General features: G+C 52.0%; 11 protein-coding genes. 10 read left to right on the top strand and 1 reads right to left on the bottom strand.

All coding sequences use genetic code 11. The features are described from left to right. Positions 1 to 123: 123 nt before the first annotated feature. The 7 genes from GA565_RS16870 (at position 124) to GA565_RS16840 (ending at position 8,038) form a co-directional block, all read left to right on the top strand. On the top strand, positions 124 to 1,002 hold the full coding sequence (locus GA565_RS16870) for a metallophosphoesterase (protein WP_193311926.1): 879 nt from the start codon (positions 124 to 126) through the stop codon (positions 1,000 to 1,002). Further along, on the top strand, positions 995 to 1,918 hold the full coding sequence (locus GA565_RS16865; RefSeq protein WP_152199522.1) for an ABC transporter permease: 924 nt from the start codon (positions 995 to 997) through the stop codon (positions 1,916 to 1,918). Before GA565_RS16870 ends, GA565_RS16865 begins: the two co-directional genes overlap by 8 nt. Then, the gene (locus GA565_RS16860; RefSeq protein ID WP_152199520.1) at positions 1,915 to 2,835 is read left to right on the top strand and encodes an ABC transporter permease; all 921 of its coding nucleotides are present in this window, start codon (positions 1,915 to 1,917) and stop codon (positions 2,833 to 2,835) included. Before GA565_RS16865 ends, GA565_RS16860 begins: the two co-directional genes overlap by 4 nt. A 78-nt stretch (positions 2,836 to 2,913) precedes the next feature. Further along, positions 2,914 to 4,467, top strand: a complete 1,554-nt coding sequence (locus GA565_RS16855) for an ABC transporter substrate-binding protein (RefSeq protein WP_152199518.1) — start codon at positions 2,914 to 2,916, stop codon at positions 4,465 to 4,467. A 34-nt stretch (positions 4,468 to 4,501) separates the two neighbouring features. Further along, complete coding sequence (locus tag GA565_RS16850; protein ID WP_152199517.1) at positions 4,502 to 6,304, top strand: ABC transporter ATP-binding protein; 1,803 nt, start codon at positions 4,502 to 4,504, stop codon at positions 6,302 to 6,304. 132 nt (positions 6,305 to 6,436) lie between these two features. Next, entirely contained in the window at positions 6,437 to 7,432 is a 996-nt protein-coding gene (locus GA565_RS16845; protein WP_226950988.1) for an alpha/beta hydrolase, read from the top strand. 102 nt (positions 7,433 to 7,534) lie between these two features. Beyond that, positions 7,535 to 8,038 (top strand): GNAT family N-acetyltransferase, encoded by a 504-nt coding sequence (locus tag GA565_RS16840; RefSeq protein ID WP_055783408.1) that lies wholly within the window; start codon positions 7,535 to 7,537, stop codon positions 8,036 to 8,038. A gap of 17 nt (positions 8,039 to 8,055) precedes the next feature. On the opposite strand, the gene GA565_RS16835 is transcribed toward GA565_RS16840, so the two are convergent. Next, the gene (locus GA565_RS16835; protein ID WP_226950987.1) at positions 8,056 to 8,643 is read right to left on the bottom strand and encodes a pyridoxamine 5'-phosphate oxidase family protein; all 588 of its coding nucleotides are present in this window, start codon (positions 8,641 to 8,643) and stop codon (positions 8,056 to 8,058) included. Between the two features lie 393 nt (positions 8,644 to 9,036). Between GA565_RS16835 and rbsK the strand changes: the two genes are divergently transcribed. Genes rbsK through GA565_RS16820 form a run of 3 tightly spaced genes read left to right on the top strand, consistent with a single transcriptional unit; the run spans position 9,037 to position 12,306 of the window. Next, positions 9,037 to 9,951 (top strand): ribokinase, encoded by a 915-nt coding sequence (gene rbsK / locus GA565_RS16830; protein WP_152199515.1) that lies wholly within the window; start codon positions 9,037 to 9,039, stop codon positions 9,949 to 9,951. A 13-nt stretch (positions 9,952 to 9,964) separates the two neighbouring features. Beyond that, the gene (gene fucP / locus GA565_RS16825) at positions 9,965 to 11,290 is read left to right on the top strand and encodes an L-fucose:H+ symporter permease (protein ID WP_152199513.1); all 1,326 of its coding nucleotides are present in this window, start codon (positions 9,965 to 9,967) and stop codon (positions 11,288 to 11,290) included. Then, positions 11,287 to 12,306 carry an aldose 1-epimerase family protein gene (locus GA565_RS16820; RefSeq protein WP_152199512.1) on the top strand — a complete coding sequence of 340 codons (1,020 nt, stop codon included), beginning with the start codon at positions 11,287 to 11,289 and terminating at the stop codon, positions 12,304 to 12,306. Before fucP ends, GA565_RS16820 begins: the two co-directional genes overlap by 4 nt. Positions 12,307 to 12,328 lie beyond the last annotated feature (22 nt).

Raw genomic sequence — 12,328 nt, 5'->3', positions numbered from 1 at the left:
AGCCTGTACTGAGGAAGTCTCAGTGTCAATCTAAAATAAAATGAGATTGTTTCATAAAATTGTCACATCCGTGGTTTAGAAATTAATCCATACCCCGAATGACAGAGACATCAGGAGCCTATTTTGAAAATTGCCATTGTTACCGATATCCACCACGGCCCGACCTCACACAATAAAGAAGCCGGGTGGAACAGCCTGGATGCGCTGCGTCGAGTGATTGACTGTGCCATTGAAGAGCAGGTTGATCTGTTGCTTGACCTGGGTGACCACATCTCTGACACCTGCGCAGAGGCAGATTATATTGTCGCTACCGAAGTGGCTGAGCTGTTCAAAACTTTCCCGGGCCAACGCGTACATGTCATAGGTAATCATGATGTTGCCAATCTAGACGTGGCGGATAACGAGGCCATTTATGGCGAGTCGATGCAAAGCCGCGTGGTCGATCTAGGCGTCTGTCGGCTGATTGTGTGGCAACCCCGCGTAGAGATAACCATGGGCATTGGATTACCGGCGGCAGAACCGAGTCTTGCCTGGCTGGTTGCCGCGCTGAACGCCGATGAGCGTCCGGCAATTATTGCCACCCACGTGCCGCTTTCAGGCCACTCGCAGACGGGTAATTACTATTTTGAAAACAATCCCAAGTATGCCAGCTATCCCGACCATCAGCGCGTGCGTCAAGCGGTAGAAGCCACCGGCAAGGCGGCACTGTGGCTCTCCGGGCATGTGCACTGGAATACGGTGACGCAGATTAACAACCTGCCGCATATCACGATTCAGTCGCTCAGTGAGCGTTTTACCACTTTTCCAAAAACGGCGGAAAGCTGGGCATTGCTGACGTTGACGGATAACGAACTGAGTCTTGAGGTGCGCGGTAATGACCCCTTTTATGTCCGTCTCCCTTTCAACCGTTCAGGCGATAAACCTTGGATAACACCGACTCATACCTGGACAGCGGCCGATTTTGCCGATTTTGTCACCGGTCAGGAGCAGGAAGATGCTTGAATACCTTGCCCGGCGGCTTTCCGGTGGTTTCCTCACGCTGTGCATCATCGTGACGGTGGTGTTTTTCGCCACCCGCCTGTCAGGAAATGCGGCGGATTATGTTTTACCTCCGGGCATGGATGCGGCATCGCGTGTTGCCATGAGTCAGCAGTTTGGTCTTGACCACTCCGCGGGCGTGCAGTTTCAAAAATACCTGTCAGGTTTGCTGCAGGGAAATTTTGGCATCAGTTTTGTTGAACGTCGCCCGGTGACGGATATTTTCGCCGAGCGTCTGCCCAATACGCTGATCTTGTTCGCTATCGCCTTAATATTTTCGGTGGTGATCGGCGGGGCGCTGGGGATCGTGGCGGCAATGACGCGAGGGAAAGCCTTGGCTTCATTGATTATGGGCTGTGCATTTTTAGGCTATGCCACGCCAAACTTTGTGCTCGCCATTCTGATGATCCTGCTGTTTTCGTTGAAATTGCATTGGCTGCCGAGTTCGGGATCGTCCAGCGCGTTGCACTTTGTTATGCCTGCGTTGGTGCTGTCAGCGCTGATGGTTGCGGAAATACTGCGCTTTATGCGCAACGCGATGCTGGACGTGCTTTCGCAGGATTATATCCGCACCGCGCGGGCTAAAGGGATACCCGCATGGAAGGTCGTGACCCGTCATGCGCTACGCAATGCCGCTATTCCGGTGATCACCGTGATTAGCCTGCAAATTGCCGGACTGGTAGGGCGCTGCGTGCTGGTTGAAGCCATTTTTGCGACGAAAGGCATCGGCGATTTAATTGTCAGAGCCGCGATTGCCCGCGACTATCCGGTGCTGCAATTTGGCGTGATTGTGATGGCGACTATCGTCCTGGTGATGTCGGTGCTGGTGGATCTGCTTTATGCATTAATTGACCCGCGGATAAAGGTGACACAATCATGAGTGATTCAACAATGTCTGATACCCCGGGGCAACGGGTGAGTGCTCAATCCACCGTCAAACCGGTGCCAGTGAATGTCTTACGTGCTTTTTGGCGGCGTATGTCGTGGAGATTTCGCCTCTATCTGTTGGCGCTGTTTTGTTTGCTGCTGCTGGCATTGCTCGCTCAGGTGATTGCTCCCTTTGACCCCGATGCGCAGTCGTTGTTATCCCGCCTGCGTCCGCCGATGGGCTTTGACCACGCGTTGGCTACACATCCGTTCGGCACCGATGAACTGGGAAGAGACGTGCTGTCGCGTACCTTGTACGGCCTGCAGTTTACTTTACTGATTGCGCTGGTGGGCAGCACGTTAAGTCTGATTGTTGGCGTAGCCTGCGGCATTATTGCCGGATTTTTTGCCGGTCGGACCGGTGCGTTGCTGGTGGCAGCGATGGATTTTCAGATGGCTGTGCCGTTTACTCTGGTGGCTTTGCTTACCGTTGCGCTACTGGGCAGCAGCCTTCCGGTTATCGTCACGGTGATTGGACTTTCCGGTTGGGAAGTTTATGCCCGAGTTGTCAGAGCGCAGGTACTGATCGTTTGCCGACAGCCTTTTATTGAAGCGGCTCGCGCGGCCGGGGCCTCACCGCTGCGTATTCTGCTGCGCCATGTTCTGCCGAACGTCTCATCACAAATCGTGGTTGTCTGGACCATGACTTTCCCCGCGCTGATTTTACTGGAGTCCTCACTCTCTTTTCTTGGATTAGGCGTCCAGCCGCCAACGGCAACGCTGGGGTCGATGGTCGGCTTTGGCCGTGATTATCTCGCCTCCAGCCCGTGGATTGCGCTGGTACCGTCGCTGGTGATTATGGCGCTCTCGCTGCTGGTCTTATTGGTTGGCGAAGGGCTGCGTGACCAAATGGACGTCAGGCTGCGTTAAATCAGACTTTTTATTCAAATATTGTAAGGGGCCGTCACGGCTCCGCGGATCACTACATCTCACTATCAGGAAAATATTATGTCCATCAGGCCACTGTTGTTGAGTTTTTCTGCTCTGCTGTTCTCTTTACCGACCTTTGCTGCACAATTACATGTGGCAACGATGACGCTGCCGCCGTTCCTCGATCCCGGCAAAGACTTTGGCAATACCGGATCGCAGATTTACTACAACAGCTTCGATCCATTGATAGAGAAGGATTACAGCAAATCGACGGCAAGCTTTAAGCCAGGCCTTGCCATCAGTTGGAAAACGATTTCGCCGACGGTGTATGAAGTCAAAATCCGTCAGGGCGTTAAATTCCAAAACGGCGATCCGATGACGGTAGACGACGTCGTTTTCACCTTCGAACGTATTCTGCAAGACATGACGCCAGAATTCGCCGGCATTCATAAGCAATTTTTCAGTAATTTCAGTAAGGTAGAAGCGATTGATGCTGACACAGTACGGTTTACGACCTTTAAACCGGAGCCGCTGTTTGAAACGCTGCTCAATACCTCTGAGTCCTCTATTGTGCCAAAAAAATACATCATGGGACTGAGTGGTGACCACAATAAGCTCGAAAGCAGTGATTTTGACGCCTTCGCGCTTAAGCCGATTGGCACCGGCCCTTATCAAATAACCGACTTCCATCCGGGTCAAAGCTTGACGTGGGTTAAATTTAAGGGTTTTTACGGCCCGCCCGCACCTTACGATAAAATTACCGTGCGCAGTATTCCTGAAACGGCCACTCGCATGGCGGCATTGGCCAATAACGAGGTCGATCTGGTGACCAACGTGGCTCCCGATCAGTTGGCCGGGATTAGCGCCAATCCAAACCTCAAAACTGTAGGCGCTGTGACACCGCTGTTCCATATCGTTTTCTTTAATACCCACAATCCGGCATTGAAGGACAAGCGCATCCGTCAGGCGCTGAGTCTGGCAATCGATCGTAACCTGCTCAATGAAGCCTTGTGGCAGGGCAAAGCGGTGGTGCCTTCCACCCATACCTTCCCGCAGTACGGCCCGCTTTATATGCCTGAGTTGAAAACCTTTGAATACAATCCGGAAAAGGCAAAAGCGTTGCTGAAAGCTGCGGGTTATAACGGAGAACCTATTCGCTATGATACCGATGCCGCTTATTACACCAATGGTTTATTGGCAGCACAGGCAATCAAAGAGATGTGGGCGGCGGTGGGTGTCAAAATGAACCTGAATATTACCGAAAAATGGACCGCGGATGACGCAGATATGCAGTCCCGCAACTGGTCAAACCCGATGTATTTTGCTGACCCTGCCGGTTCATTTGGCATCATGTGGGCGCCACACGGCGCAGGCACCGAATCGACCTGGTCGACCACCCCGGCCTATGACCAGATGTGGGAGCGCTTCCGTTATTCCACTGACGTCGCAGTGCGTAAACAGGCTTACAAAGAGATGATGGATTACGTCAAAGAAGAGGCGCCGTTTATTCCTCTCTACCAGCCTTACGAGTCTTACGGTATGCGCAAAAATCTCGACTGGAAGCCATTGCCGGGGCACATTCCTTACGTTCTCGACTTCCGCGCTGGCGCATTGCCGTCGCCGTCGGTCTAACTGTGGCAACACGTGCCCGTATTGAGGTAAGAAAATGAACGATAACGCACTGTTGACGGTAAAGGATCTGCGAGTCAGCTTCTCGGCGAAACGCGGCAAAACTGTCGCGGTAAAAGACCTCAGTTTTTCCTTGTCTATCGGGGAATGTGTCGCCCTGGTGGGGGAGTCCGGTTCAGGTAAGTCGGTGACGGCGATGACTTTGCTCGGCCTGACGGTCTTTAACGGCGGGCAGGTGGAGCAGGGCCAGATAACGTTCCAGCGTCGTGACGGCGTGAGTGTCAGTTTGTTGCAACAGTCGGAACGTCAGTGGGAAAATCTGCGAGGCGATCAGATAGCGATGATTTTTCAGGAGCCGATGACCAGTTTGAATCCGCTGTTTACCGTGGGTGAGCAGATTGCCGAGGTGTTGAGACAGCATCGAGGAATAAGCAATCAGCAGGCTAAAGCGCAGGCTATTACGCTGTTGGACCGCGTGCGCATTCCGCAGGCTGAAACGCGCTATGCTCAGTATCCGCACGAAATATCGGGAGGGATGCGTCAACGCGTAGCGATTGCCATGGCGCTGGCCTGTGCCCCTCGGCTGCTGATCGCCGATGAACCGACAACTGCCCTGGATGTGACGGTTCAGGCACAAATTCTTGACCTGATACAGGATATCGCACGAGAGTCACAGATGGCGGTGCTGTTTATCACGCACGATATGGGCGTAGTCGCGCAGGTGGCCGATCGGGTTATTGTCATGCGTCACGGTGAAAAGGTGGAAGAACAGCCGGTCGCCGACTTATTTAGCCGTCCGCAGGCGGCCTACACTCGCCAATTGTTGGACGCCGTACCGCGACTGGGCGATATGCGGGGCATGACCTCACCGCGGGGTTTTGGCAAGTTCGCGCCCAGCAGTAAGATCATTGAATCTTCGCTGCGTCCCTTGCTTGACGTCCGTCATTTAAGTGCCCGTTTTCCGGTACGCAAAGGGCTGCTGCAGCGCCACGTTGCGAACGTTCACGCCGTTGAGGACGTCTCATTTTCCATCTCGGCGGGTGAAACGCTGGCGCTGGTGGGGGAGTCAGGCAGTGGAAAGTCCACCACCGGCCGAGCCGTTCTGCAGTTGATTCAGGCAGAGAGCGGCAGCGTGGAGCTGGAAGGGCAAGAGTTACGCGCGTTGAGCGGAGGCCGTCTGCAGGCGCGCCGCCGTGACATGCAGATCATTTTTCAGGATCCTTACGCCGCCTTGGATCCCCGCTTGCGGGTTTTCGACCAGTTGGCAGAACCTCTCCGCATCCACGGCATGGTTAAAGAAAGCGAGCTGCCTGCGCGGCTTCATGCCCTTTTGGCGCGGGTTGAACTACCTGCAGAATTTCTTACCCGCTATCCCCATGAAATGTCGGGGGGCCAGCGCCAGCGACTGTGTATCGCCCGCGCACTGACATTGGCACCCAAAATCATTATTGCCGATGAGCCGGTTTCCGCGCTTGATGTTTCCATTCAGGCTCAGGTGATCAACCTGATGATAGAGTTACAGCGCGATCTGGGACTTGCTTATCTGTTCATCTCTCATGATATGGCGGTGGTTGAGCGCATTAGCCACCGCGTCGCGGTGATGTGCCGGGGAAGAATTGTCGAGATAGGCCCGCGCGAGAATATTTTTGCGTCTCCGCAGCATCCTTATACTCAGGCATTACTGGCGGCGGTTCCTGAAGCGGATCCTGCTCGGCGACGAACCGTCTCTCCAAAGGCAACTCAGCTTTCAACGCCGGTCTATCCCAAAAATCATCGACAGGAAGTCTCACATTATCGTGAAGTGTCACCAGGACATCGGGTATTGGTGAACACTTTTTAAAGGCAAAAAACCCCCTCCGCGCAGGAGGGGATACAAATCAGATAATCAATAGGAGTCTTTAGTTTGTAATTAATAATAGTTATCATTATAGTTTGCCTTTTCATTTCTATTTATTAACACAGGAAGGTGTTAATGATCATCATAAATGATACTTATAGGGAGAAATTATCGATGAGCCACCGAGCCTGTCGCCGGAATAATCAACGGGTGGTGATACGCCTGGCCGCATTTATATTTCCCCTCATCTACGCTGCAAACAGTTATTCCAAACCCGACATGACGCCTTTGGGACCTAATATCGCCGATAAAGGATCCTCTTTTTATCATTTCTCGGTAAGCACGTTCGATTCTGCAGACGGTAACAGGCACTACAAGGTGTGGACCGGTGTACCCGATAAACACCCTCCGGCGTCTGGGTATGCGGTGCTTTATATGTTGGATGGGAACGCGGTGATGGACCGGCTAACTGATGCGTTTTTAAATAAACTGACGCAGGGAACGCCACCCGTACTTATTGTCATCGGGTATCAAACCGTTAAACCTTTTGAGCTGACTGCCAGAACCTATGATTACACTCCGCCGCTAAGAGAAAACGACGGTGAGGTAGGTCATGGAGAAATACAGGGGCGAAAAAGCGGTGGCAGCCTTAACTTCCGTCGCCTGCTTGAAGAGACCATTGCACCTGATGCAGAGAAAGGCCTTTCTGTTGACGCGAGTAAAAGGGCGATATGGGGGCATTCCTATGGCGGGCTGTTTGTTTTGGACTCTTTTGTAAACTCTACGTTTTTTAACGGCTACTATTCTGCCAGCCCTTCACTGAACAGTGATTATATTGTGTTACTCAGCAGGTTAGAAAAGATAAATACAGCCCACTTCCCTCATAAGCAGCTCTATTTTATGGAGGGAAGCGCAGCACCCAGAAAAAAAGCTGACGGTGAAGAAGCTTCTGCCGTACTTAACCAAGTACGCAGCACACTTTCCTCTCTAAACCATGAAGGTCTTGCCGCCACATTTTGGGCTTATCCTGGACTCAGCCACGGTGAAATGTTCAACGTCTCGTTTCAGCGCGCTTTGTTAACGATGGCAGCGGATAACGTAGAGAAACAACCCCTGCCTCCGCTGCAATAATCACTTACGTTACCTCCCGTTTTACGCTTGTTAAAAAAGAGCCGTTAGCATTTAATCATTTGGGAAAAGTTCAGCCATAAATAATTAAACAGGGAGATTTTGATGAGTTCACTTATTCGTCTGGCCACGCTGGAAGATGCCAAGGCAATCAGTACGTTGGCAATTACTACCTTCCACATGGCTTGTCCTGCAAGCACGCCTGCGGAAGATATAAAAAGCTATATTGAAAATAATCTGCAAGTTGAATGCTTTGAAAATCTTCTTCAGTCATCCCAAAAGAAACTTCACGTTCTGGAATTTGAGGGTCGGATCATTGGTTACAGTATGTTGAGTCTTGCACCTGAACCGGTGGGGATCCCGAAGGCTGATGGAATAGCAGAGCTTACGCGTTGTTATGTCCTGGCGGAGTTTCATGGTGCAGGGTATGCACAAAAGCTGGTCAGCGCGACGCTGCAAAGTATCTCAGGTGGCGTAAGACTGCTGGTGAATGACGAGAACGATCGTGCGATCAAATTTTACACTCGCCAGGGATTTAGCCCGGTGGGCGAGACGTCTTTCTATGTCGGTCAAGATAAGCATCGCGATTTGGTGATGGTTAATTTCTAGGCCTTTACGGCCGAAGATTACGGATTAATCCACCGGTGGCTGGTGGTTATCCCCTTATCGTTATAGGTCAGTCGTGCTCGGCGGTTGTTCTCTCTTTGCAACTGGTACCAGTCCAGCACGCTTACCCGCAATATTATTACGCCGAAATGGGCCTTTCCCTCGGCTTCATTTGTCGATATCAATAATGCCTGCTCAGCGACAGGATCAACGGGCTGCTCGTCGCCGGGAGGTCCGCCCGCATAGGTGCGGCGCGTGTGAGCGGGTAATCTGTTCCATGCAGTTATCGCCACAGCACTTTCAGAACCATGCAACTCCGCTATTCCCTGAAGACGCAGTTGCAGCCGCGTCTCGCCGCAGTAGCCGAGCGCAGTTACCTGCGGGTTAACAGATATCTCGAGCCATTTTGGACTGCGTACGTCGGTATGAAATTCAAACACACGGGTGACTCTGTCAACGCGCCGTAAAACGACCGTGCGTGCCTGAGGTTTGCCCTCGCCATCGACTGAACAGAGATTCAGGAATCTAAAACTTGCATTCGGAGTGCGGGTCGCCGTTTCAAGCTTTTCCCAGGTCGAAGTATCAATATCCTCCAGATTTATCAACATAATAGTGCTCCTGTTACCCGTGCATGCAGGATGTCTTTATTCATTATCATCTCCATCTGGCTGATAGTTTCTTGTGCGTTGCCAAGGCAACATAGGGCACATTTCCACTGCCTGCAAATGCTTTCCAGGCCTCGCACCTTTCAACATGCCGTCCAGCACTTTTCTTTCCAGGCACGCCGGTCGATAGCCCACTCCTTTAGAAAACGCGTTGATCTTTCAGTGACAATAATTAAATTGTTAAAATAGTAACATTTTATGAATTCCATAAAATCCCAGTAAATTCGCACCTGATAGGATTAAAGGAGTGCGATTTATGTCACGTATTTAACATTGATTGGCTGCTATTGTTATTTCTACAACATTTGATGATTTTAATTTTTCCGGGGAGATGTGATGGAAATTGCCGTCATTGGTTCGAACATGGTCGACCTTATTACTTACACAAATACGATGCCTAAAGCCGGTGAAACGCTAGAGGCACCTGATTTTGCGCTAGGCTGCGGCGGCAAAGGGGCTAACCAGGCCGTGGCTGCCGCCAAACTGGGTGCGAAGGTTATGATGGTCAGCAAGGTGGGCGAAGATATCTTTGCCGAAAATACGGTGAAAAATTTGCAGCAATATGGTGTAGATGCTCGCCATGTCACCGTCGCGCCGGGCACGTCCAGCGGCGTAGCGCCCATTTTTGTTGATGACCAGTCGCAAAACCGCATTCTGATTATCAAGGGTGCGAACGCTAAGCTTTCTCCTGCAGATATTGATGCTGCCGCTGAACAGTTAAAAGCCTGTAGCCTGATCGTTTTACAGCTCGAAATACCGCTGCCAACCGTGTATTACGCCATCGATTTTGCCCGCCAACATGGCATCAAAGTGATCCTTAATCCCGCACCCGCTGTTGCAGGCCTGGATATCGACTATGCCTGCCAGTGCGAATTCTTTATGCCTAATGAAACCGAACTGGAAATTCTCACCGGCTTGCCGACCAGCACCGAGGAAGAAGTGCTGCGCGCCGGACGAATGCTGCTAGGACGTGGGCTGAAAAACTTAATCATAACTTTGGGCAGTCGCGGCTCCGTGTGGATGCAGGGCGACGCCGTGCACCGTATTGATCCAACCACCGTGCAGGCCGTTGACACCAGCGGTGCCGGTGATGCTTTCATCGGCTGCTTTGCCCACTATCTGATTCAACACGGCGATATTGCACAGGCTATGCAGTCTGCATCCGCCTATGCCGCCTGCAGTGTCACACAAAGGGGCACTCAGCGCTCCTACCCCGATGCCGAGACTTTTCAGCGTTTTCTCACTGCTTAATTGAGGATTCATCATGCACCCGAACATCATTCAGCAGCCCGACGGATATTTAAATAAAACCCCGTTGTTGCAGTTTATTTTGCTGTCTTGCCTGTTTCCGCTGTGGGGCTGTGCCGCCAGCCTGAACGACATTTTGATCACCCAGTTCAAGAGCGTTTTTGAACTGAGCGACTTTGCCAGTGCACTGGTACAAAGTGCTTTTTACGGCGGCTATTTCCTGATTGCTATTCCCGCTTCTTTGGTTATTCGCAGCAGCAGTTACAAAATTGCCATTTTGCTCGGGCTTGCGCTCTATATCGTCGGGTGCGTGCTGTTTTACCCCGCGTCGCATATGGCGACTTACACCATGTTTCTGGCGGCTATTTTTGCCATTGCCATCGGTCTAAGCTTCCTTGAAACGGCGGCGAATACCTACAGTTCGATGATTGGTCATCGCGGTTACGCCACGCTGCGTCTTAATATCAGCCAGACTTTTTATCCGGTTGGCGCGCTGATGGGCATCGTGTTGGGAAAATACCTGGTGTTTCAGGACGGTGACAGTCTGCATCGTCAAATGGCTGGCCTCAACCCGGACCAACTGCATCAGTTCAAACTGAATATGCTCGAACATACGCTGGAGCCTTATAAATATCTGGTGATGGTGCTGGTGGTCGTTATGGTGCTGTTCCTGCTGACGCGCTATCCGCGCTGCAAGCCGCAGACCGTAGAGAAAAAACTGCCGAGCCTGAGTGAAACATTCAGCTATCTGGCGAAAAACCGCCACTTTAAGCGCGGCATTATGACCCAGTTTATCTATGTCGGTATGCAAGTGGCCGTCTGGTCATTTACCATCCGCCTGGCGCTAAACCTGGGGGCTGTCAATGAACGCCACGCCTCCAACTTTATGATTTACAGCTTTATCTGCTTCTTCATCGGCAAGTTTGTCGCCAATTTCCTGATGACGCGCTTCCGGGCGGAAAAGGTGCTGATTGCCTACTCCATCGTGGGCGTTGCCACGCTGCTTTATGTGATGCTGGTGCCGAACTTCACAGCGGTGTATGCGGCGGTGTTCGTCAGCGTGCTGTTCGGACCCTGCTGGGCAACCATTTATGCCGGTACACTTTCCACCGTGGACAATAAATATACTGAAGTCGCCGGTGCGTTTATCGTCATGGCCATTGTCGGTGCCGCCTTCATTCCGGCGCTGCAAGGTCTGGTTTCTGACCGCACAGGCTCGATGCAACTGGCGTTTGGCGTCTCGCTGCTGTGCTTTGCCTGGGTCGGTTTTTACTTCTGGGGCGAGCTGCGTCATAAAAAACAGCCCACCACCACAGGACGTTTAGCGGAGGATGCACAATGAAAACCACGTTGCCGCTGACCTCATCAATGTTTACGGAAACGCCTCGGGTTTTACTCATCCACTCGCGATTCAAGGTTACGCTGTTCCGCTACGCTTCAGGCATTGAGGCGGTAAGGCTTGAAAATGAGCGCGGGGCGGTTATCGTCCTGCCTTATTACGGCCAGATGATTTGGGACGCAAGTTTCGACGGGCGCACATTGACGATGGGCAACGGTTTCAAACAGCCGTTGCCCGGCAAGGACATCATCGACACTTATGGCTGCTTTGCCTTTCATTCTGGCCTGCTGGCAAACGGCTGTCCCGCACCGGAAGACGACCATCCGCTGCACGGCGAAATGTCGTGTGCGAAAATGGACAGCGCATGGCTAGAGCTGGACGAAGAGGGCATTACTCTCAGGGGCGAGGTGGAATATATCAAGGGATTTGGCCACCACTACCGCGCGACACCGGCGGTAACGCTGCTGGCAGACAGCCCACGGCTGCGCATTGAAATGGCGGTGACTAACCTTGCCGGTAAAAGTATGCCGCTGCAGTACATGTGCCACATGAACTATGCCTGGGTAGCGAATGGCGTTTTCAGCCAAAGTATTCCTGATGACGCATTTGTGCTCAGAACCTCGATTCCTGCTCACGTGCATCCAACGCCAACCTGGCTTGACTACACCCGTCAGATGGCGTTGGCACCGGCAAATTTTGACGGCCTGAATCGACCTGAAATGTGTGACCCGGAAATCGTCTTTTTTGCCGATAATCTGTCGCAGTACGGTGAGAAGGTCAGCTTCAGTGTGACTTCACCGGAGGGCTATGGATTCAGTACCCAGTTTGACACCCGCCAGTTTAGTCATGCGACGCGTTGGATATTGCACAATTCTGATCAGCAAGTGGCGGCTTTTGTGCTGCCAGCCACCTGCCGTCCCGAAGGTTTTCTTGCCGCGAAACAGGCCGATACGTTGCTAAACCTTGAACCGGGTGAAACGCGTTTGTTTGAAGTAGAAACCGGAATGATTGAGCCATAAAAGACGCATAAGCAGGCATTTG

Origin of the sequence: Rouxiella sp. S1S-2 (assembly GCF_009208105.1) — a bacterium.
Taxonomy (GTDB): domain Bacteria; phylum Pseudomonadota; class Gammaproteobacteria; order Enterobacterales; family Enterobacteriaceae; genus Rouxiella.
This window is presented reverse-complemented; position numbering and strand designations above follow the sequence as displayed.